Annotated in this window: 19 protein-coding genes, 1 tRNA gene and 2 pseudogenes; 11 read left to right on the top strand and 11 right to left on the bottom strand. The window is 61.9% G+C overall.

The window, feature by feature from the left end:
* Positions 1–127: 127 nt before the first annotated feature.
* From H3V08_RS06210 to H3V08_RS06195, 4 genes are all read right to left on the bottom strand, one after another.
* Entirely contained in the window at positions 128–583 is a 456-nt protein-coding gene (locus tag H3V08_RS06210; protein ID WP_198181959.1) for a WhiB family transcriptional regulator, read from the bottom strand.
* Positions 550–1,695 (bottom strand): helix-turn-helix domain-containing protein, encoded by a 1,146-nt coding sequence (locus tag H3V08_RS06205; RefSeq protein WP_198181957.1) that lies wholly within the window; start codon positions 1,693–1,695, stop codon positions 550–552. The genes H3V08_RS06210 and H3V08_RS06205 overlap by 34 nt, the downstream gene beginning before the upstream one ends.
* Positions 1,692–1,901 (bottom strand): hypothetical protein, encoded by a 210-nt coding sequence (locus tag H3V08_RS06200; RefSeq protein ID WP_198181955.1) that lies wholly within the window; start codon positions 1,899–1,901, stop codon positions 1,692–1,694. The genes H3V08_RS06205 and H3V08_RS06200 overlap by 4 nt, the downstream gene beginning before the upstream one ends.
* Before the next feature lie 270 nt (positions 1,902–2,171).
* Positions 2,172–2,387, bottom strand: coding sequence for an XRE family transcriptional regulator (locus H3V08_RS06195; protein WP_198181954.1), 216 nt, complete (start codon positions 2,385–2,387; stop codon positions 2,172–2,174).
* A 119-nt stretch (positions 2,388–2,506) separates the two neighbouring features.
* Between H3V08_RS06195 and H3V08_RS07685 the strand changes: the two are divergent.
* Positions 2,507–2,749, top strand: a pseudogene (locus H3V08_RS07685) (helix-turn-helix domain-containing protein); the annotation flags it as partial.
* 152 nt (positions 2,750–2,901) lie between these two features.
* On the opposite strand, the gene H3V08_RS06185 reads toward H3V08_RS07685, so the two are convergent.
* Positions 2,902–2,977 (bottom strand) — tRNA-Lys (locus H3V08_RS06185).
* A gap of 146 nt (positions 2,978–3,123) precedes the next feature.
* Here H3V08_RS06185 and H3V08_RS06180 point away from each other — a divergent pair.
* Positions 3,124–3,666, top strand: a complete 543-nt coding sequence (locus H3V08_RS06180) for a GNAT family N-acetyltransferase (protein ID WP_198181952.1) — start codon at positions 3,124–3,126, stop codon at positions 3,664–3,666.
* Between the two features lie 90 nt (positions 3,667–3,756).
* On the opposite strand, the gene H3V08_RS06175 is transcribed toward H3V08_RS06180, so the two are convergent.
* Positions 3,757–4,035 carry an Lrp/AsnC family transcriptional regulator gene (locus H3V08_RS06175; RefSeq protein ID WP_033491119.1) on the bottom strand — a complete coding sequence of 93 codons (279 nt, stop codon included), beginning with the start codon at positions 4,033–4,035 and terminating at the stop codon, positions 3,757–3,759.
* Between the two features lie 163 nt (positions 4,036–4,198).
* Between H3V08_RS06175 and H3V08_RS06170 the strand changes: the two genes are divergently transcribed.
* From H3V08_RS06170 to H3V08_RS06155, 4 genes and pseudogenes are all read left to right on the top strand, one after another.
* Positions 4,199–4,678 carry a hypothetical protein gene (locus tag H3V08_RS06170; protein ID WP_198181950.1) on the top strand — a complete coding sequence of 160 codons (480 nt, stop codon included), beginning with the start codon at positions 4,199–4,201 and terminating at the stop codon, positions 4,676–4,678.
* Positions 4,679–5,128: 450 nt separating this feature from the next.
* Positions 5,129–6,064, top strand: a pseudogene (gene ftsY / locus H3V08_RS06165) (signal recognition particle-docking protein FtsY); the annotation flags it as partial.
* A gap of 235 nt (positions 6,065–6,299) precedes the next feature.
* Complete coding sequence (locus H3V08_RS06160; RefSeq protein ID WP_198181947.1) at positions 6,300–7,565, top strand: ammonium transporter; 1,266 nt, start codon at positions 6,300–6,302, stop codon at positions 7,563–7,565.
* Positions 7,566–7,586: 21 nt separating this feature from the next.
* Positions 7,587–7,925 (top strand): P-II family nitrogen regulator, encoded by a 339-nt coding sequence (locus tag H3V08_RS06155; protein WP_198181945.1) that lies wholly within the window; start codon positions 7,587–7,589, stop codon positions 7,923–7,925.
* A 177-nt stretch (positions 7,926–8,102) separates the two neighbouring features.
* Here the strand turns inward: H3V08_RS06155 and H3V08_RS06150 are convergent, their stop codons facing one another.
* Complete coding sequence (locus H3V08_RS06150; RefSeq protein ID WP_442859350.1) at positions 8,103–9,485, bottom strand: MATE family efflux transporter; 1,383 nt, start codon at positions 9,483–9,485, stop codon at positions 8,103–8,105.
* A gap of 427 nt (positions 9,486–9,912) precedes the next feature.
* On the opposite strand from H3V08_RS06150, the gene dnaB reads away from it, so the two are divergent.
* The 4 genes from dnaB to H3V08_RS06130 all read left to right on the top strand — a co-directional run bounded on the left by dnaB (position 9,913) and on the right by H3V08_RS06130 (position 14,679).
* Positions 9,913–11,328 carry a replicative DNA helicase gene (dnaB, locus tag H3V08_RS06145; RefSeq protein WP_232340155.1) on the top strand — a complete coding sequence of 472 codons (1,416 nt, stop codon included), beginning with the start codon at positions 9,913–9,915 and terminating at the stop codon, positions 11,326–11,328.
* 2 nt (positions 11,329–11,330) lie between these two features.
* Positions 11,331–12,719, top strand: a complete 1,389-nt coding sequence (locus H3V08_RS06140; RefSeq protein ID WP_198181942.1) for a Mur ligase family protein — start codon at positions 11,331–11,333, stop codon at positions 12,717–12,719.
* A gap of 86 nt (positions 12,720–12,805) precedes the next feature.
* A complete protein-coding gene (locus tag H3V08_RS06135; protein WP_198182146.1) occupies positions 12,806–13,573 on the top strand; it encodes a type 1 glutamine amidotransferase in 768 nt (255 codons plus the stop codon).
* A gap of 104 nt (positions 13,574–13,677) precedes the next feature.
* On the top strand, positions 13,678–14,679 hold the full coding sequence (locus tag H3V08_RS06130) for a glycerophosphodiester phosphodiesterase family protein (RefSeq protein WP_232340154.1): 1,002 nt from the start codon (positions 13,678–13,680) through the stop codon (positions 14,677–14,679).
* A 150-nt stretch (positions 14,680–14,829) separates the two neighbouring features.
* Here H3V08_RS06130 and upp read toward each other — a convergent pair whose 3' ends face one another.
* From upp to H3V08_RS06110, 4 genes are all read right to left on the bottom strand, one after another.
* Entirely contained in the window at positions 14,830–15,468 is a 639-nt protein-coding gene (gene upp / locus H3V08_RS06125; protein ID WP_033491129.1) for a uracil phosphoribosyltransferase, read from the bottom strand.
* Positions 15,469–15,921: 453 nt separating this feature from the next.
* Positions 15,922–16,596, bottom strand: a complete 675-nt coding sequence (locus H3V08_RS06120; protein WP_198182145.1) for a thymidine phosphorylase — start codon at positions 16,594–16,596, stop codon at positions 15,922–15,924.
* Positions 16,597–16,624: 28 nt separating this feature from the next.
* Positions 16,625–17,707, bottom strand: coding sequence for an NUDIX hydrolase (locus tag H3V08_RS06115; protein WP_232340152.1), 1,083 nt, complete (start codon positions 17,705–17,707; stop codon positions 16,625–16,627).
* 94 nt (positions 17,708–17,801) lie between these two features.
* Positions 17,802–20,051 carry an RNA degradosome polyphosphate kinase gene (locus H3V08_RS06110; protein WP_198181938.1) on the bottom strand — a complete coding sequence of 750 codons (2,250 nt, stop codon included), beginning with the start codon at positions 20,049–20,051 and terminating at the stop codon, positions 17,802–17,804.
* Between the two features lie 653 nt (positions 20,052–20,704).
* On the opposite strand from H3V08_RS06110, the gene H3V08_RS06105 reads away from it, so the two are divergent.
* Positions 20,705–21,703 carry a hypothetical protein gene (locus H3V08_RS06105; protein WP_198181937.1) on the top strand — a complete coding sequence of 333 codons (999 nt, stop codon included), beginning with the start codon at positions 20,705–20,707 and terminating at the stop codon, positions 21,701–21,703.
* The last annotated feature ends 14 nt before the right edge of the window (positions 21,704–21,717 follow it).

Here is a 21,717-nt window from a genome sequence, read left to right as displayed (position 1 = left end):
TTGGGTACTGAATTATTGAAGTATTGAATTATTGAAGTAATGAAGTACTGAAGTATCGAAGTGCTCCGGTACCTGTGCGTCGGGGGCGGGACCGTCCGGTTTGCCGGCCGGCCGCCGCCCGGTGGATTCATGCGGGGGAGGTCTGCCGCCTGGTGGTCCTTTCCGGGGCCTGCCGTGCGTCTGTGGCCCTGAAGCGGGTGAGGCTCTGCCTCCTGGCTTCGGGGATGGCCCAGGGATTACGTTCAAGCCAGGCGATGGCCTGCCGGTAGCGGTCCGCTTTGCCGTCCTTGCGTCTGCGCATGTCCAGGCCGTCCCGGCGCATCATCCTGGCCAGGGTCTGGAGACCTCTCCTGCGCAGTCCGCCACGGAGGGTCTCGTCGTCGCCCGGGGCGTAGACCAGGGCGTAGGCGACGCACTGGAGGAGCGCCGGGCACTGCATGCAGATTCGGGTGGCGTTGCGGATTTGGGACTTGGTCCTGTGGCTGCCCCGCCCGGTCGGGGTCCAGGCGGCCACTCTCTCGTCGGTGACGCGGCTGCACAGGCCTGTGGTCATTGGTTGTGCCGCGATCCTATGAAATTCCATTCCTGCCTCCATGGTTCGGGTTTCGGGGTCGGCTCCGGTTCGGGTCTGCGCTCTTGGCTCCTGCGCAGTCCCACGGCGTGCCATTCACGGTTTCGTTCGTCCTCTGCACAGCAGGGGCAGTTGTCCAGCTCGACCCCGCCATCGATGTGGTCGCGCAAGGTGTCCATTTTCCATGGGCGAGACTTGTACACCGGCACCCTGGCGGCCAAGCCGGTGGTGACCCTGACGGGGATGTTGCCATCTGGCGGCGGCTTGATGCCGCCTCGGCCGGATTTGCTGGGTCGGTCCCGCTGGAGCGTGAGCGTGGTCCAGTGCTTATCCAGGGCCTTGCAGGAGACGATGACGGGCCGCCAGAACCCGTCTGGTCCGTCCAAGGCCCACCGGGCCAGGTCCAGGCAGGCATCGACCCCGTGCCGGGCGGCCAGCCGTCTGGCGGCCTGGCGTTCGCGCCGGCTGTCGGCCGGGGCCGGGATGTGCCGGCTTTCGAGCAGGGCTGCAAGGCCGGTGCTGAGGAGATGACCATTTGAAGGCTCGGCTCCCCCTGGGGAGATGTCCCCTTTAGGGGACAAAGGGGATATAGGTTTATTGTTTATTGGTTTGTCTGCCACGGGTGTCACCCCTGAGGTACCTCCGGTGTCACCCCTGGTCTCCGGTCCCGGTGTCAGGGGTGTCAATTTGTCACCCCTGGTCTGCGGGTCCTTACCTTGGCTGTCGGTGTCCTCGGAATCGGCTTCGTTCCGCCCTTTTTGCAGGGGTGCCAATTTGTCACCCCTGGTTTTCTTGACCTCGGCGACGGGTTCGGGTTCCACCCCCATGCACAGGTCCCAAACCACGGGACGGTACCTGGCCTCGATGGCGTGCCCGTGCTCGTCGCACATGGACAGGCCCTGGTTTCCCCGGCGGATCACGCCGGCCTTCTCCAGCTCCGCCAGCTTGCGCCTGATGGTCCTCTCGCTTATTTGCAGTTCCTTTGTTAGCGTCCGCACGCTCGGCCATGCGGCCGACCCGTCGGGGTGGGCACGGTCCGCCAGGGCCACCAGCAGTAGCCTGGCCGTCGTGTCGCCACCCACGGGGGCCTCCCGCAATGCCCAGGTGGTCGCCTGCCAGCTCACCTGTCTTCATCCCCCCGAGAACCGCCAAAGACCGGATGCGAGACCATCAGGAACCGTACGGCGTATGCGAACCGGATGCCTTCGGCCAGGACCGGGACGTAACCATGATCGAACACAAATGGCCGGCTGGGGTTTGAGGTGATGTCCGTGACCCGACCGTAGGGGAAGACCCTGCCATCCATGCGCAGGTACACGGTGTCGCCCACCCGGACGTCCGCTTTGCGACGGATGACGACGCTCGAACCCCGTCGCCCGTCGAACCCTCTCGGGGGGTAAATTTCTCGTTGGGACCCGTTTTGCGGGAAACCCGCACTACCATAGAGATATGCCTCGCGCCGCGCGGCATTGGTAAAGTCGTACATGTGTGATGACGCTCCTAAAAGAGTGAAGAATCTCGGAATTCTGCCAGGAATAGAGCGAGATGCTTCGATGGGTTGTTGCACATACTGGCTCCGGATTGCAGTCCGGAGCCTTTTCTATGCCACCTCCATTTCTTGGACTGGCCTGGGTAGATTGATGACAAAATCGGCTGACAGACCATACTGCTCATTGATTTTCAGCAGGTCTTTCTCCTGCCAAGGCGTGATGCCGTTGACCTTGTTGCTGATATTTGCGGATGACTGGCCTAACAGGACCGCAAGCGAGGAATACGGTATCCCATGATCCTTGAGCCATTTCTTCATGTTTGACATGCGGTCTCCATCAGATAAATGTACTTGACAGTTACATCCTAACGTTAAGTTTGACTTAGTGCAAACCGGTAGTTACGATTAATGCTCAAATAGAGCAAATTCAAAGGTCAGGAGATGCGATGACTTCGCAGATAGTGATGCCGACGTTAACTGGGGAATCAGACCATGCAGACTATGAGGACAGTGTGCTCCGGTTCAACATCAAGCTGCTTCTGGCTAAATCGCAAAACGTTACGCAGACAGTGTTGGCAAAGAAGTTCGGAATAACCACGGCGGGCATGTCCCAGAAGATTAACAAGCCAGGAAGAATCAGCGTAAGGGACGCAGTAATCATCGCTGACGAGCTTGGGGTTACGCTCGGGGATCTCTTGGACGATCGAGCAATGGTTGAGGACATAGAACGTCGTGGGCGAGAAGTGGGCCAGTTGCTGGAACTCACCCAGCGCGGTCGAGCAAGCTCATACAAGCCTGGTGACCAGTCCGCCCCTGAATCGGGTCGCGGACGCGAAGCGAATGGTGCCCCCCGTGGGACTCGAACCCACAACCCACGACTTAAAAGGACGCTGCTCTAACCATTGAGCCAGAGGGGCAACACAACAAAAATACACGGCTGGGACGATATTTTCCAATCTCGCGGTTTCTTCCGAGGTGTGGTGTCAGATGAGATGGCGGAAAGAAGAGCAGTCACGGCTCCGTTTCGCGGCGTGTAGAATGGTTGGCTAATCAAGGAGCGGGTATGGCTATTCGATTGATTCGTCTCGATGCGGCTTCGACGGGGTATGCCGACGAGGCATGGGAGTACATGCAGGCATGCAAGGCCGTAGCCGGTGATGAACTGGCTGGTCTGGGGTGTCTGGAGGACTGCACGTCGCTTGAGCAGGTCAGGCGGCACTGGTTGCCCCAGGTCGTCAATGAGGCCGAGGGGGAAAACCTGCCTCCGGGATACGTGCCGGCCTTGCAATTCCTGGCCTTGGAGTCTGATGGGACCCTGGTCGGGATGATTCAGTTGCGCCTCGATTTGAATGATTATCTGCTGGAGCTGGGAGGAAATATCGGCTATTCGGTCCGCCCGGACAGGCGGCGTCGTGGGTACGCCAATCAAATGTTGGCAGACTGCCTGGGTGTGGCTCGGCAGGAAGGGCTGGCCAGGGTTCTGGTCACCTGCGACGAACATAATGAGGGCAGCCGACAGACCATCCTGTCAAATGGCGGCAGGCTGGAAGACACCCGATATACAGCAAACGGGCTTGGAATTCAGCGGTACTGGATTGACTTATAAGGTACGGGTCCGTCCGCTCATGTAGGTGATCTGCGCAGAGGCGGACCCACGAGCCGCGAGCAGTTCCGATAACCGTCGAGGGTCAGTGAATCAGTCCAGGCCGAGGTCGTAGGCGGCGTCCATGTCTTCACGGGAATATGTGCGGAAGGCCGTAAGGGTCTGGGTTCCGGTCACGCCGGGTACCTTGGCGATGCCACCGGGGATGACGGCGGTCAGATCGTCGAACTTGCCGGTGGAGACCACGGCCACCAGGTCGACCTCTCCAGCCACGGAATAGACATCCTTGACCCCGTCGATTTCGACAATGGCACGTGCCACTTCGTTGATTCTGTCGGACTGGACCGTAATCAGTACGATGGCGTTTGTCATGGCGGCTCCTTGCCTAGGTGTGCTCATGCCCAGTATATGGTCTGCCGGTCGGCCGCCGCGGGCATGGTCCACAGCGTGGAGCATCGCGGGTCAGCTTGTGAAATAGGTTGGCATATTCAACCATTGCCACCACATCGGCATCTCCGTCTGAGAGAATGAGACCATGGTCTGGGTGATTGTGCTCATATGGGTGCTGGTAGTGGTGGCATTCATCGTCTACGTCCTGCGTCTGGCGCGCGGGGAATCAGCGAATCGCGCCTTCTCCCAGTCTTTGAATGAGCGTGTGTTCAGGGGTGCCGGGCGGCGGCGTGAGGACAGGTTGCCCCGCATCGGTGGAGGCAGGCTCTCCTTTATTCCCAACCCGGACGGAAGCGCGGAGGGCTCCAAGGAGGGTAGGCCAGGTTCCATCAAGTGCCCGGTATATGTCAACTCCGCCTCGGTGGTGGAAATGAGAGCGCTTTTGTCTTCGGACTTTACGGACGAGATCGAGCTCTGGCAGACCAATGAGGGGAACTTGGTCACGCCTCTGAAACCGCATACGGACGATGGGTTCGAAGGATTCATCGTCGAAGAATCCGCACAGGCCGGTGAGCCGGTGGCGGTAACGTCGGATGTCATACCGGCGGTCGGCCCCACCGCCTGACAGGTCGTCTCAGGGAATCACCCTCTCCCTTGACGGCATAAGATACGGGAGCGGTCTCCTTCACCCGTCGTCGAGAGAATTGCGGATGTGGTTACCCGGTATCCGGTCCGTTGCCCGGCTTCCCAGCTGAACAAGTGACGGGCTATGCGTCTTGCCTTCCCCGTGTCCGTTCGCGACCCTAATCTTGTCGGTATGACTACGTCCTACCTGTTTATAGCCATAGCACTTGTCGTCGTTCTGGCCCTGGTCGTGGCAGGGGTATGTCTCCTGTCCAAGTCCCGGCACAAGAACGGGGACGGCTCGCAGCCCGCAGGATCCGATTCGAATCCGGCGAAGCAGCAAGAGGTCCCGGGCAGGACCGAAAAGGGTTCCGACGGGGGCACGCGGGCATCAGGAGATACCGCAAGGGGCCAGGACGGGGAACCCTCGAAGAGCGGGGCGTCTCTGGAACCGGAGTCTTCTGCCTCGCGTATGACCAGGCTCAAGGCCAAACTGGCGAAGAGCCCCAACCCTTTCGGGAAGGCACTTTTTGCCATCCTCACCAAGGACCATCTGAGTGAATCCGACTGGGAGGAGGTCGAAGACACCCTGCTCATGGCGGATGTCGGGGCTGAGGCCAGTGAGCAGCTGGTCGATCAGCTGCGCTCGGATGCCCGGGTCAGTGGTGAGAGGGATCCCAAGGCGGTTCGCGCTGGTCTCAGGAAGCGGTTGATCGACCTGGTGGATCCCGGCATGGACCGAACCCTGGAGGCCGATAAGCCCGAAACCGGCAAACCCTCGGTCATCATCATGGTCGGGGTCAATGGAACCGGCAAGACCACGACGGCCGGCAAACTGGCACGCCTCTTCGTTGCCGATGGCAAGACCGTGGTCATGGGGGCCGCCGACACCTTCCGCGCCGCAGCCGCCGACCAGCTGGAAACATGGGGCAGCAAGGTGGGTGTTCCGGTCGTCCGCAGCGACAAGGAGGGTGCCGACCCGGCCTCGGTTGCCTTCGAGGCTTCATCCAAGGCCAAGGAGATGGGTGCCGACGTCCTGATTGTGGACACCGCCGGCAGGCTTCAGAACAAGGCCAACCTGATGGATGAGCTGGGCAAGATCCGCCGCGTGATCGAGAAGAACCTCCCCGTGGAGGAGGTCCTCCTGGTCCTGGATGCGACCACCGGGCAGAACGGCATGATCCAGGCCAGGGTCTTTGCGGAGGCCATCGGTGTAACGGGCATCGTCCTGACCAAGCTCGACGGTTCGGCCAAGGGTGGTATCGTAATCTCCGTTCAGCGGGAGCTGGGCGTGCCGGTCAAGCTGGTTGGTCTGGGCGAGGGGCCCGATGATCTTTCCCCCTTCAATCCCGAGTCCTTCGTGGATGGGATTCTGGGCGAGGAGTGAAGCCCTGCCGGCCTGCTCTGAACCGGGTTGAACGAAGGTTGGACAGGAATACCGGGGATTACGTTCCGGTTACGGTTTCCCGGTCCAGGTTACTGATGGGAAACGAACGGTTGACCTGGATGAAACCCTTTGGCTGTTCTATGACCTTGAAGATGAACGACGATTGGCGTCGTCCGGGTCCGCCCGCCGCGACGCGGGACTTGACGGCTCCGGGCGTGGAAAGAGAGGTGTGAGCATGGATTCGGGAAATGCTGCATGGATGTTGATGGCCGCGGCCATGGTCTTCTTGATGACCCCCGCAGTGGCCTTCTTCTATGGAGGTATGGTCCGGGCCAAGGCTGTGCTGAACATGCTGATGATGTCAACGGTGGCCATCGCCGTCACAGGCATCATCTGGACCCTCTGGGGCTGGTCGATTGCATACGCGGGCAAGGATGTGGGTGGAATCTTCGGTGACCCGGTCACCGGCTTCCTCCTCAAGGACACGGTCACGGCCAAGGATGGGATTTTCACCTCGGTCGATCTGAAAGACGCCCCCTATCCCCACACCATCGATATCGCCTTCCAGGTCGCCTTCGCCATGATCTGCGTGGCCCTGATTTCCGGCGCCCTGGCAGAGCGCATCAAGGTCAGCACCTGGATGATTTTCGTGGCCCTCTGGATCACCTTGGACTATGCCCCCATGGCCCACATGGTCTGGAACGACGGTCTCCTCTCGGCTGACGGTGCCATCTCCAACGCCATCGGTGCCCCGGCGCACGACTTCGCCGGCGGTACGGTCATTCACATCAATGCGGCAGTGGCGGCCCTGGTCATCGTCATGATCATCGGGCGGAGGATTGGCTTCAAGAAGGAGCCTATGCGTCCCCACAACGTGCCCATGGTCATGCTGGGCGCCTTCCTGCTTTGGTTCGGCTGGTTCGGATTCAACGCCGGATCCGCTTTCGCGGCCAACGGCACCGCCGGGTACTCCTGGGTCTCCACCACCATCGCCGCCTCTGCGGCCACCCTGGGGTGGCTCTTCACCGAGAAGATCCGTTCCGGGCACTACACCGCCATGGGCGCGGCCTCGGGCATGATTGCCGGCCTGGTTGCCATCACTCCGGCAGCCGATGTGGTTTCCCCCCTCTGGGCCATCGTCATGGGCCTGGTGGCCGGTGTGGTCTGCTGCTTCGCCTGCGGTCTCAAGTTCCGGTTCAACTATGACGACTCCCTCGATGTGGTCGGTATCCACGGTGTGGGCGGTGTGCTCGGCACCCTCATGGTCGGGCTCTTTGGTGCGGGGACAGGTCTTCTGGCTGGTGGCGACTACAGGCAGCTGCTGGTACAGTTCCTGGTGGCGCTGATCGCCATGATTTACGCCGCGGTCGTGACCGGGGTCATCGCCTTCGCCCTTGAGAAGACCGTCGGCTGGCGCGTCAGCGACAAGGAAGAGGTTGTCGGTGTCGACCAGAGCGACCAGGGTGAGAGCGCTTACGAATTCGCCCTGTCCGCCAATTAATCATCAAAGGAGTGTAGAGACATGAAGCTGATAACGGCAATTCTCCAGCCTCAGAAGTTGGAAGACGTCAAAGAGGCACTCTCCCAGGCGGGTGTTCATGGCATGACCGTCTCCTCCGCAAACGGCTACGGTCGCCAGGGTGGGCACAAGGAGGTCTACCGCGGTGCCACCTACACGGTTGACCTGATTCCCAAGATTCGTGTGGAAGTGCTGTCCGATGACGCCAAGGCGCAGTCCCTGGTGGATGTCATCGTCCAGACCGCGGGCACCGACACGATTGGTGACGGGAAGGTCTGGGTCCAGTCCCTGGATTCAGTCACCCGTGTCAGGACGGGTGAAACAGGTGCCGCCGCCATCTGAGGGTGGCGCTGGCTGATGGATGACCGCCGACCAGGTCCCGGTAGGGGCTCGGTCGGCGGTTTTCGTATTTTGGCTGTCCCTGCAATCGGAGCGTTGAGCGGGGCGTGCAATGGCGCACTGCGTCCGGGCGGAGTCCGGTTGTTGCGGCAGGGAGGGGATACGCCGGGCGAGATGGGGTCAGTCGGCCACCAAGGCCTGGTCCATCCATGTATCCGTTCGGGCTCTCAGACCGTTGAAGATGGCACGGATGCCGATGAAGAGGATGTTGATTGCCCCCCACAGCATGGCGATCCGCCAGGTGTCCTCCCAGTCCTGCGCCAGGTTGGTCAGCCCCAGCAGGCAAGCCACGTAGATCAGGGCTGTGAGCGAGCAGGTGGCGGCCAGATACCGGTAGTCCTCGGCTCCGATCAGGATTCCGTCCAGGGCCCACATCCAGCCTGCTATGGGCATGAAGGCCCCCTGAACGATCATGCCGACGGTTATCAGGGAGCGGATGGCGGGGGTGGGACTGAAGAGCGGGGTGGCGAAGAGTCCCAGGGCAATCATGACCAGGCCCACCAGAACACCCATGATCATGCCGGCCTTTGCCGAGAGGTCCGTCATCATCCGGGCCCGTGCCTTGTGATGGGCCCCCAGTTCGGTGGCCACCAGGGACTGCCCTGCGATGCCAACGGCATCCAGCATGTTCAGGCCGAAGTTCCACGCCGAGTTGACCCCCTGATAGGCTGCCAGGACCCGTTCGCCCAGGTGGGCGGCCGCGACCACGGTCATGACCAGGCAGACCCGCAGGGCCAGGGTGCGCAGGAAGAGGGGGAAGCCGTCGCCCATGCTGCTGGCTATCCCGCTCATCCGGGGCCGCAGGCTGGCCCCCTCTCGCCTGGCCCAGATCAGGGCCGGGATGGTAAGGAAGAGACCCATGTACCACTCGGCGATCAGGGTGGCCAGGCCGGATCCGAGGATGCCCATGTGCAGTCCGAAAACGAAGAGCACCTCCAGGATTGTGTTCAGTATCGCCCCTGATATGGCGGCGACCAGGGTGATGTTGACCTTTTGCAGGCCGCGGAAGATACCGTTGGCTGCATAGACCAGGAGCATGGCGGGCAGGCCGAATATCAGCGCATTCAGATACTGCTGGGCGGCGTCCAGGACCTGCCCCGAAGCTCCCATGACCGAGCAGAGCGGGCGGCTGAAGATCATCAGGATGGCACAGACCACCACCCCGATGATGAAGGCCAGCCACATACCGTCGATTCCGATTTCCATCCCCTCCCTGCGGCGGCCCGCGCCCATCAGACGAGCAACCTGGGAGGTGGTCCCGTAGGCCAGGAAGACGCAGAGGCCCACGGTGGTTAGGACCACGGTCGATCCGATGGAAAGCCCCGCAAGGGCCGAGTCGCTGACGTGACCGACGATGCCCGTATCGATCATGACGAAGAGGGGCTCGGCGATCAACTGCCCGAAAGTTGGGATGGCCAGAGAGGCTATCGCGGCATAGGTGGAACGGCCTTGGCGTTTTCGGTCGGGCTTGTTCCTCGCCTGGTCCTGGTCTGATGAAGTCACGGATGCCATGCTACAACCGGGCTTCGGTCCTCTTCCCGTTGGGGCCTCATCGTGGCTGACGCAAGAGGCACTACCACTGATGAAGAGCAGGCGCAACTGCCAGCCGACGGAGAGAACTCTATCCCCAGGTTTTCCACACAGTTATACCCATGAGGTGGATAAGTCAGACATATATCCTCTATGACACGCCTAAAATGTGGATAACTTTTATTTTATGCACAATGGGGTGTGGCCCAGCTCACTTCACACGGTCATCCCTCTCGACATGCCTGTGGATGTGGAGTAATGGTGCCGAAGATTCCTGGTGTATTTGCGGTCCGAACCGGTCCCAGGGGTTTTCCAGCCTTTGTGCCTGGCCCGTAAAAGCCTTGGGCTAAAACCTGCCGAACCCTCGCAAGCGGTAGGTGCCGTCCGTAGAATCGAATCTATGGTTTCTGAAAACTCCACCGACTACACCCACCCCGAGCAGCGTCCGCTGCGAGAGGATGGCGGCTCGCGTGACGTGATCTTCGATCGGGTCCCCCCGCATGACGACGATGCCGAGATGGCCGTCCTTGGCGGGATGCTGATGAGCAAGGACGCCATCGGAGAGGTCAGTCAGATGATTGACGTGGCCGACTTCTACCAGCCCAAGCATCAGACCATTTATGAGGCCATCATCACCCTCTTCTCGGCCTCGCAGCCCGTGGATGCTGTTCTGGTGGCCAACGAACTCCTCAAATCCGGTGACCTGGACAAGATAGGCGGCACCGACTACCTCCACTCCCTGGTGGCCTCGGTCCCTACGGCGGCGAACGCTACCTACTACGCCGAAATCGTCCACCAGAGGGCCATCCTTCGCAACGTCATCGCCGCTGGTACCAAGATTGCCCAGCTGGGGTACTCGGCTGAAGGGTCCCAGGCTGAAGACATCGTCAACATGGCACAGGCCGAAGTCTACGAGATGAGTTCGGGCAAGGTCCGTCAGGATTACGAGGCCATCGGGCCGGTGGTCCACGACACCCTGGAGCAGCTGGACAAGCTGCAGAACGGATATGCAGAGCGTGGTGTGCCCACCGGATTCAAGAGCATCGACGATGTGACCCAGGGTCTTCAGCCCGGGCAGATGGTCGTCGTGGCAGGCCGCCCGGCCATGGGTAAGTCCACCCTGGGTATCGACTTCGCCCGTGCCGCCGCCCTTCACAACAACCTGACCACCGTTGTCTTCTCCTTGGAGATGAGCAAGACCGAGTTGGCCCAGCGCATCATCTCGGCCGAAACCGATATTCCCCTGGTCGCCCTGCGCAGGGCCGACGACATCACCCCTGAGCGTTGGAACACCCTCAACACTTTCTGGAGCAAGTTGCAGGAGGCCCCGCTCTTCCTGGATGATTCCCCCAACATGAGCCTGATGGAGATCAGGGCCAAGTGCCGCAGGCTCAAGCAGACCAATGACCTGAAGCTGGTCGTCATCGACTACCTTCAGCTGATGACCTCGGGCAAGCGGGTGGAGTCTCGTCAGCAGGAGGTTTCCGACTTCTCGCGCGCCCTGAAGCTCCTGGCCAAGGAGCTGGAGGTTCCGGTGGTGGCCCTGAGCCAGCTCAACCGAGGCCCCGAGATGCGTAACGATAAGAAGCCCATGCTGTCCGACCTGCGTGAGTCCGGCTCCATCGAGCAGGATGCCGATGCGGTCTTCCTGGTTCACAGGCCAGACTTCTACGACAAGGAGGACCGCCCGGGCGAGGCCGATATCATCCTGGCCAAGCACCGTAACGGCCCGACCGACACCTTCCAGCTGGCCTTCCTGGGCGAAAAGTCCAAGTTCAAGGACATGCCCCAGGATTACCAGCAGGGAGGGGTCTGATCATGGCTCGGCAGGTCGCGACGGGCGAGGGGAAACAGGTGGGCAGGACCCCCTCCCGGCACTGGTACTCCTTCCTGGCGCTGCCCGCAGGCAAGGCGGTCCGCGTCCTTTCCCGCCTTACCCGTCACGGAGGCTCCGCCCTTCCGGGCAAGGTGGTCGAACGGATCGACCCCACCTTCCTGGCCCGGACCCTTTCCCGTCTGCCCCGGGGCGTGGTCCTGGTGTCGGGAACCAACGGGAAGACCACCACCACCCGCATGGTCGCCTCCATGCTTGAGTCTCTCGGTCTGAAGGTCTTCACCAACCCGACCGGCTCCAACTTCACCCGGGGTGTGGTCTCATCCCTGGTCTCCACCCTCGGCCCGGGTGGGAAGTTGGATGCGGATATAGCCGTTCTGGAGCTGGACGAGGCCTACGCGGTCCACTTCGTCAGGCAGGTCAAGCCCCGCCATGCCCTCCTCCTCAACGTCATGCGCGACCAGTTGGATCGGTTCGGCGAAATCGATACCACCGCAGGCCTCCTGGCCCAAGTGGCCGAGGCCACCACCGGCACCGTGGTCCTGAATCGTGAGGATCCGCGCATCTCCGCCCTAGCGGCGCAGACCCCTGCCCGGACCAGGGTGGCCTATTTCGGTCTGGCCGATGACCTGCTGACCTATTTCCCGACTGATGACGACATGCATGCCCAGACCGAGACCGGGACACCCGGGGAGGACGCAGATGTTCCTTCCCCGAGGCCCGGTCATTCTCTTCCTGCGGATGTGGTCCTGGAAAAGGTCATGGACCATCGGGCCGTCTTCCGGGTGGATGGCAGGCGGCTGGAGACGGATGTGCGCTTGGAGGGTGTATACAACCTCTACAATGCCGCGGCGGCCCTTGCCCTTGTCCGTTCCGTACTGGCGGATAATGAGCCGGATGATGCCCGGTTGATGGCGGCCCTGGCGCAGGTGACCCCGGCCTTCGGGCGTGGTGAGGTCATTACCTATGAGGGGGCGCCGGTGGAACTGGTCCTGGTCAAGAACCCCATGGGATTCCGACTGGCACTTTCCTCCTTCGACCCTGATGGACGGGATACGATGATTGCCATCCGCGACGACTATGCCGACGGGCGCGATATGAGCTGGCTCTGGGATGTGGATTTCGCCTCACTTAGGAAGTCCGGTGTTGCCATGGTCTCTGGGACCCGGGCCTATGACATGGCCCTCCGCCTGGCCTATGAGCAGGTACCTGTTGATGCGGTCGATACCGATCTGGAGAAGGCCCTGGCCGCCTTCCTGGATGCTCATTCCGGCCGGCCCAAGCGAATCTACTGCACCTACACCTCCATGCTGCGTCTGCGGGCCGAGCTTGGCCGTGTGACCGAGGTCAGCGATGCCGGAGTGGGGGTATGAGCATGGAAGACACCGAGGTGGCCCAGATGGGCGCGGATGAGTCCCGGTCGAGCGAATCTGCCGGAAATGGAAAGGGGACTTCGAACATGGACCACCCACCCCTGCATGTCCTCTCCCTGTACCATCGCGACATGAACATCTACGGGGATTCCGGGAACATCCTCAGCGTGACCCGGCGGGCTGAGCTCTACGGGTTCCGGCCTATGATCCGGTACTACAATCCCGGTGACCCATGGCCTGACCAGGTCGATGTGATTCTCGGCGGCGGTGGGCAGGACCACGGCCAGGAGCGAATCATCCAGGACCTCCAGAAGAGAGGTTCCCTCCTCGCCGACCTGGCCGATCGGGGCACTCCCATGCTGATGATTTGCGGGCTCTATCAGCTTTTCGGCCATTACTTCGAGACCTCGGACCATGAACGCCTGGAGGGAATCGGCATCCTGGACGTGCACACCGTGGCCAGGTCGGACCGGATGATTGGCAATCTGGTTGAGCACAGTCCCGATTTCGGCCAGGTGGTCGGGTATGAGAACCACTCGGGTCTGACCTACCTGGGGGAGGGAACCCAACCTCTGGGGACCGTAGACCAGGAGGGGCGCGGCAACAACGGCGAGGACCACACCGAGGGTGCCCGCCGAAACAAGGTGATTGGCACCTATATGCATGGTTCCCTCCTTCCCAAGAACCCGGCCATCACGGACTATCTGATAGGGGCGGCCGCCGATGGACGGTATGGCGAAGGCTCTCTGGACCAGATGAAGCAGGCCATGACCGAGGACGCCAGGCAGGAACTGGCCCGTCTGGATTCCCTGGCCGAGCAGGCCAGCAGGATAGCCGTATCAAGACCCAGGTGAGGCCGGTGTGGCGGTAGCCGTCTGAATCGGATTCCCCTCATCGCACATATGCATTTGCGCGATGCTAGCGTGGGTGGTGATACATCCGTTGGCAGGAGGCGATGATGGGGTCGAAGAGACATTCAGTCGGCAAGGCCGCTCTGGGTCTGGGACTCGGGACCTTGGGGGCGTGGTGCTGGGCTTTGGCACCCGGTTTGCCGGTGGTGACCGGTCGGAGGAAACCCGTCGGTCTTTCCCGGAAGCCCTATGCCCATCGGGGATTGCATGATGCCGGATCGGGTATGGAGTCCGCCGAGCTCAGTCCCGGGCAGGAGGCCTATCGGAATCGGGTCCATGAGTGTCTGACGGCGGAGGTGCGGGCCGCTGACAACAAGGTGGTGGCGCCCGAGAACTCCCTGGCGGCCTTCGAAGCCGCGTGCAAGGCCGGTTACGGTATCGAGTTGGACGTGCATCTGAGTCGCGACGGTCAGGTGGTGGTCATCCATGATGGGGACCTGCGACGGGTGGCGGGCGACAATCGTGCCGTGGCGGATCTGACCTATGCGGAATTGCAACGGATTCCCCTCCGCTCCGGAGCGACGGTCCAAGGCGGGAAATCAGCTGAGACGAGCGCCGGAAGCCCTGAGGCCCAATACGTGCCGCTCCTGTCCGATGTGCTTGCCCTGGTGGACGGCCAGGTGCCGCTGGTCGTCGAAATCAAGATGGATCGGGGGCTGGACCGGGAACTCATGCGCAAGACCGACGTCCTCCTGTCTGGTTATCAGGGGGACTATGTCATTGAATCCTTCAACGTCCTTGCCCTCGCCTGGTATCGGAAGCACAGGCCGGAGGTGACCCGGGGGCAGCTGGCGGTTCCCTATCGCGGTAGGGTGGATTCTCCTGATTCGGCCCTGCGGTGGATGGCCGGTTCCCTCCTCTTCAATTGGCTGGGGCGCCCGGACTTCGTGGCTTATGAATGGCATGGCGGGCATTCCCTGCCCATGCGCATCTACCGGTTCCTCGGCGGAACACCAGTCGCCTGGACCGTTCGCTCCGAGCGGGCTCAGGAGGAGTCCCGCCCGGACTTCGATGGAATCATCTTCGAGTCTTATCTGCCCGGGAACTGAACCGGCCGTAAAGTCCGGAGACCACGGCGGCCAGGGCCAAGCCCAATCGCAAAAAGGTGCCACCACCCTATGCGGGGATGGTGGCACCTTCAGTGCAATCAGGGCGGAATCTATCGCGATGGTTGAGATTCCGCCCTATCGACGCTTGGTTCAGTCGATGACGCCGTAGAGACGGTCGCCGGCATCGCCCAGGCCGGGGACGATATAGGCGTGCTCGTTGAGTTTCTGATCGACTGCGCAGACCACGACCTTCAGATTGATGCTGGGGTCAACGTCCTGCTTCAGGCGCTCCAGGCCCTCCGGAGCGGCCAGGATGTTGATGGCGGTCACATCCTTGGCGCCGCGTTCTGCCAGATAGTGGGTGGCGGCGACCAGGGTGCCGCCGGTGGCCAGCATCGGGTCCAGGAGGAAGCACTGGCGACCGGAGAGGTCCTCGGGCAGGCGGTTGGCGTAGGTGACGATGTCCAGGGTGCTCTCGTCGCGCTTCATGCCCAGGAACCCGACCTCGGCGGTCGGCAGAAGGCGGGTCATGCCGTCGAGCATGCCCAGGCCCGCGCGCAGCACGGGAACGACCATGGGGCGAGGGGAGCAGAGCTTCTTGCCCACCATGGGTGCCACGGGGGTTTCGATCTGGCGGTCTTCGATGTCGAGATTGCGGGTGGCCTCATAGGCCTCCAGCATGACCAGCTCGCTGACCAGTTCACGGAAGGTGTTCGAGGGGGTGTTCTTGTCCCGCAGTACGGTCAGCTTGTGCTCAATCAGCGGGTGTTCCAGTACATGAAGTTCCATACCTTCTAGCGTAGCTCAGTCACTGGTCCGGTCCAAGAAAAGACGGGGTATTCCATGGCGGGCGTAAGCGAGTCCCCGATGCCGAGGCCGACTGCGATACGGCCACGGTGCCTTGCGGGTTGGTCAGAGTAAAGGAAAACGCCGAACCATGAAAGCGCCTGTCGGCGCAAACGCCGCTCGCAGCGGCAAAAAACGGAGCCCGGGGCTTAAGCATGGTCCGACGCATGCACCATTGTACGGCAAGAGTCCCAGCAGTCCAGATAGGAAACGCGCTTACTTTCCGGGATTCAAACTCGGGAGCAAGCGTCGAACAACCCTGCTCCAGGAGCCCTGCCGGGGAAATCCGGTCTGGGGATCGATACGCCTGCCCGAGACGTGGGCTGCCTGAGCCAGTCGGGGGGTGGAGCGGGTACCAGGGTTGACCGATTGAGCTGCGGAATCAACCTTTGTGCCTTACTCCAGGCGGCCCCGGCGCCAGAGGGCCGCCCCGTGCAGGAAGTCCCGGGCGGTGCCGTTCAGGGATGAGGCTGTGCGGAGAGCGGCCTCATCCTGTTCGGATTTGGTTTCCGCAGTGCCTGTGGACCTGCGGACCGAGGCCTTGATTCCTCTGGCTATGACATCACAGAATGCCCCCGCACGTTCCAGGGCCACTGCGAAGTCACCGGTGAAGGCGCCGGAGAGGATGGAATCGGCGGTCCTGGCTATGTCGTCGGCCTCCGGGGCCGGGTCCACGCCGGCTATGGCCGAGGCGGCCGTATCGGTCGGTTCGCCAAGGCGCCAGAGCCGGGATATCCCGTCGGCATCACGCCGCATCCAGGAGCGGAGCATATAGAGCCGCCAGAGGATGCCGGGCAGGGAGTCCGGATCGGTGTCGCTCCAGAGCTCCGCAATCAGGTCCACCCCCTCGCGGTCAACCAGGGTCAGTACCCGCTCCACCACCTCCGGATCCTCGGTATGGTGCACCTTGTCCAGGAGGGACGCGGCCGAGACATGGCTCATCTCGCTCACCTGCTGGGGGTCCATTCCTCCGGTGAGCTGGGCTGCTAGGGAAGGGTCCAGCTGCCCAGGTCGTGAGGGCCTGGACGACCCGGTGCCGGAGGCCACGAAGCCGGTACGTGAGGGGCGGATGGAGGAGGACCCGACCTGTGAGTTGCTGTCAGTAGACAATTGGAGTCACCTTCTGTACATCGATGATGGATGGATGTGCGGGGTCACCTGTCAGGCTGAGCACGATGGCGCTGCCGGTGGGCATGAAGGGGGACCCTTCAGGTAGGCGTTTCGCCATGCCCTTGCTATTGCACAACCCGCGTAGGTGCTCGAAAATTCCACCCAGAACGGGCCGGTGCATGCAGACCATCGCGGTCCTGTCGCCCAGGCTCAGAAGGTCCGCCATCTGGTCATCCATCCACTTGACGGCCTGGGTCGGATTCCTCTTGAACGCTGATTCGGTCAGACACCCCGCCGTTGTCAGATGCATGTTCGCTTCGTCTGTATAGGGTCGGAGGGTCTGTACGCAACGTACCCAGGGGGAACTGAGCGCCAGGTCCGGTGCGAAGGCTACCAATTCCCGGGCCAGGGCGTAGGAGGCTGCGGCGCCTTTCGGTGTTATCGGACGGTCGGCATCCCTGCCGGTCCATTCCTTGCGCGGCACCGCCTTGCCGTGCCGGACGATGATGAACTGCCGGGCATTGAGCGCCCCCTCGTCCACCCTGTCGATGAAGGCGGCCAGGACGGCTCGATCACTGTGATGGGTCAGGAGGCCCCTGGCGGTCTGTACGCTGACCCAGCGAATCTGATCGACTTCCTTGACGCGGGGTTTATGTATGGGACCCATGAGTGTGCGCTGCCTCTCGGCCCGGTCCTCCCCGGCAGGGGTCGCCATCCAGTACCGGATGTGCTTGAGGCGGCCTCCCCTGGAACTGCTGCGCCTGCCTTCGCTTTCCAGGGGGTATTCCACATCAGCCAGGTAGGGGCCCAGGCGCGCGATCTGACCGGTCTCCTCACCCACCTCGCGCAGGGCGGCATGCATGTGGGTCTCCCGGTTTTCCAGCTTGCCCTTGGGCCAGCTCCAGTCGTCGTATTTGGGCCGGTGGACCAGGCAGAGCTCCAGGTCATCCAGGGCGGCCCGGGGGCTGGTGCCTGCTGGGGGTCTGCCATCATCGCTGAACTTCATCCAACCTCGGAAGTCCTGCCGACTTCTGTAGAGGATGGCCCCGGCGGCTTCGACGGACTGGCTCATGGCATGGCCTCCTTACGGGCCGGTCCATCCGGTCCACTTGGTGCCGGCAGCCTCCATGAAAACCTCTGGAGGCTGCCGGCCAGGCCTCCGGCCTTCAACGGCGCCGGGACCTCAGCGCGCGGGTGTGCTTGTCGATCAGATACTCCTGGCAGTCCACCAGGGGGTCGCCCTTCTCGTTGTGGGAGTGGCGCACATAGGTGCCATCCGCCTGCATGTGCCAGGAGCTGGTCGTGTCGGCCATCTGCAGGTCCACGTACTCAATCAGCTCCTGGACCTGGTCCGGCGCAGTGATACGGACCAGGGCCTCCACGCGCCGATCCAGGTTGCGGTGCATCAGGTCCGCCGAGCCTATCCAGACCTCTGGGCCCGACAAGGGTCCCTCGCCAATCTGTGGGCCCTGTGAGTTGGCAAAGGCGAAGATGCGGCTGTGCTCCAGGAAACGCCCCAGTATGGAGTGAACCCGGATGTTCTCGCTCAGCCCCGGTACTCCGGGCTTCAAGGCGCAGATACCGCGCTCGACGATGTCGATCTTGACCCCGGCCTGGCTGGCCCTGTAGAGGGCGTCGATGGTCTTTTCGTCAACCAGGGCGTTGACCTTGATCTTGATCCAGGCCTCTTTACCGTCCAGGGCGGCCTCCTCTTCGCGGGCGATGCGCTGCAGGAGCCCCGACCTGACGGTGCGGGGGGCCACCAGGAGGCGGTGGAAGGAGGACTTGGGGGCATACCCGGAGAGCTGGTTGAAGAGCCTGGCAAGGTCCTGACCCACCACGGGGTCGCAGGTCAGCAGACCCAGATCGGTGTACTGGCGGGCGGTCTTCGGGTTGTAGTTGCCTGTGCCCACGTGGCAGTAACGCCGCAGGCCGTCTTCCTCCTGGCGGACCACCAGGGAGAGCTTGCAGTGGGTCTTGAGTCCGACGATGCCGTAGACCACGTGGACGCCGGCACGTTCCAGCTGCCGGGCCCAGGCGATGTTGGCCTCCTCATCGAACCTTGCCTTGATTTCAACCAGGGCCAGGACCTGTTTGCCTGCGTGGGCCGCATCCACCAGGGCGTTGATGATGGGGGAGTTGCCTGAGGTGCGGTAGAGGGTCTGCTTGATGGCCAGGACTTTGGGGTCGGCCGCCGCCTGCTCCAGGAAGGCCTGTACCGAGGTGGAGAAGGAATCGTACGGGTGGTGCAGGAGGACGTCGTGCTCGCGGATGGCGGCAAAGATGTCCTGGGCCTGGCTGGATTCCACCTCGGCGATCTGCCGGTTGGTCGTCGGGATGAACGGCCGGAACTTCAGGTCGGTCCGGTCGATGGACTGGAGCTCGAAGAGGACGGTCCAATCAAGGGGTGCCGGCAGACGGTATACCTCGTCCGGGTTGACCCGAAGCTTGGTGGCCAGGAGCTGGGAGAGGAAGGGGGAAGTGGTGTCCGAGATCTCCAGGCGTATAGGGGGGCCGAAACGGCGCTGGAGCAGTTCCTTCTCCATTGCGTTCAGGAGGTTCTCGGCATCGTCCTCCTCCACGTCGATGTCCTCGTTACGGGTGACGCGGAAGGAACGGGCCTCCTTGATGATCATGCCGGGGAACAGCGACTCCAAGTGGGCGATGATCAGGTTCTCCATGGTGATGAAGCCATAGCGTTCGTCGCGCCCCTCCTCGTCGGTCAGATCGTCGACGGGGACCAGGCGGGAGAGGTTGTCGGGAATCTTGACCCGGGCGAAGTGGGTCTTGCCCGAGGTCGGGTTCTCGACCAGGACGGCCAGGTTCAGGGAGTTGCCCGAGATGTAGGGGAAGGGGTGGGCCGGGTCCACTGCCAGAGGTGTCAGGACAGGGAAGACCTGGTTGCGGAAGAAGCTTGAAAGACGCTCCTGCTCCTGGCTGCTGAGCTGCTTCCAGCTGAGCAGGATGATGTGCTCCTTGGCCAGGTCAGGCAGGATGTGGTCGATGACGTAGTGTGCCTGTTCTTCCTGGAGTTTGTGGGCCTGCTCCGATATGGCGCGCAGCTGCTGGCGGGGGCTGAGGCCACTGGCTGCAGTGACAGCGATACCCGTGTCCACACGACGCTTGAGTCCGGCCACGCGGACCATGAAGAACTCATCCAGGTTCGAGGCGAAGATTGCGGCGAAATTCGCGCGCTCCAGCAGGGGGACAGTCTCATCCTGAGCCAGCTCAAGCACGCGCTTGTTGAACTTGAGCCAGCTGATTTCGCGGTCGAAATAGCGGTCCTCCGGCAGGGGTGCTTCCGGCTGGCCGTGCCTGACTGCGGGGCGGCGGGACTGCTTGTCGGTCTCGGCTATGTGCTCCGCGATCTGGCTCTTGAGTAGGGCCTTGGAGGGTGCGTCGAATTTCTGAACCATACTATAGAACTCTATTCCGTAGTGTGGTCCGGAGCAATCGCTGAACGGCAATAGCTCACACGCATGGAAAAGGGCGGCCCCCGAAAGGGCCGCCCTGCAAGGTCTGCTCCAGTGGAATCTCTGCACAACATCGTCGTTGCAACGGTTAAGTCTGCAATGCCCGTTCAACGCATTGGTCCATGTGGCCATACACTTTGTGGGCTTCCACTCTGTTGAGTTTTCCTTGTACTTGGTATTATGCCAGGTTCTTCAGGGGGCGCAAGCCTTGCCGGAGACCCTCTGAGGGATGGGAGGTTCTGTTCGGTACGGTGCGAGTGAACGGTCCCACAAGGAGGGCGATGGTCGTTTCGAATCGGCCTGTGTTCACATATGTGCTGAATCGGGGTTGAGTCCACAGGTTTCGTAGCAATTTCAGGCGTGTCGCGGTTTTGCGATCTGGGAGGTCCCAATCGGGCATTGACGCTTGTGCGGGTTGCATCCAGTCCTCTTGCTTTCCGGCCTCCTCCCGCTTTTCCTGTCTGTCGGTACACACTTGACCACATGGATCTCACCTCCTGGTCCAGGCGCGGATGCGCATGTGTACTTGCGTGTATTGGCAGTTGGATATCGGAAATCGGGTCAGGTCTGGACCGAGTGAGGCAGGTGGTGACGTCATGGGAATCTCGAACAGGGCGGATAAGACTGGCGTCGCCAATCGTAGGCCGTCTGATGGGGGTCTGGCTGACCGCCCTTGCGGAAGGGGCGAGGGGTTGCATGGCCTGGTCTTCCTCTGTGCTTCGGGCGGGGTGGGGTTGACCACCTTGGTTGCCCTGGTGGCAAAGAGTCTGGCAGGGCGTTCCCGTGTCTGCGCCTTGGCTGATCTGGATTTGACCGGTGGGGGAATGGATGTCCTTCTGGGAATTGAAGGTGTGCCAGGCCTACGACTTGAACAGATCCGTGCTCCACTGGGAAGGATGGACTCCCGGGCTTTGATGGAGGAACTTCCCGTCTGGGACGGTATCCCGGTCCTGAGCAATGACCCCTGGAATGGCCCTGCACCGGGCTGGTGGGATATGGATGCGGCCTTGAAAGCCATGTCGGGTTCTGCTGAGCTGCTTCTTGTTGATGCCGGACGGGGAACCGGTCTGCGGACTCTGCGTTCAATAGCGGGGTTGCCCCGGGTGCTCTTGGTTGACATGACCGTCCTGGGGCTGGCCAGGGCTCGATCTCTTCTTGCTGGTTCCAAGCCGCCGGGAGGGGTGAACAGGGAAACCGCTGATGCGCATGGAAGTTCCGATGCTCACTGGGCTGGTCAGGTGGATATGGGCAGGGGGAGGCGCGCGCCGGGTTCGACTGGAAGGGATGTGGCTGCGGGAGTCCCAGCCGGGTCAGAATCTGGCGGAGCGAATCCGATTGATGTGGATCCCCTGGTGGTCATAGGCGTCCGGCCACATGTTGGGCGGTCATCCGACCTGGTCGGGCAGGATGAGGCGGCTGATTTCCTTGGACTCCCGCTCATCTGTGTTCTGAAACCTGAAGCCTCGCTGGCTGGTTCGGTTCAATCGGGTCTGGGTTTACGGAAGATACCGCGATCCTATCAGAAGGCTCTCAAACCTCTTATCGATGTGATTGAGGATTCCCTTCCATTCCGTCCGGGCGGCATCGGTGGTTGAGGGATGGGAGTCGA

Origin of the sequence: Bifidobacterium sp. M0307 (assembly GCF_016100445.1) — a bacterium.
Lineage (GTDB): Bacteria > Actinomycetota > Actinomycetes > Actinomycetales > Bifidobacteriaceae > Bombiscardovia > Bombiscardovia coryneformis.
Note: the sequence above shows the minus strand (reverse complement) of the source record. Positions and strands in the feature narration are given on the sequence as shown.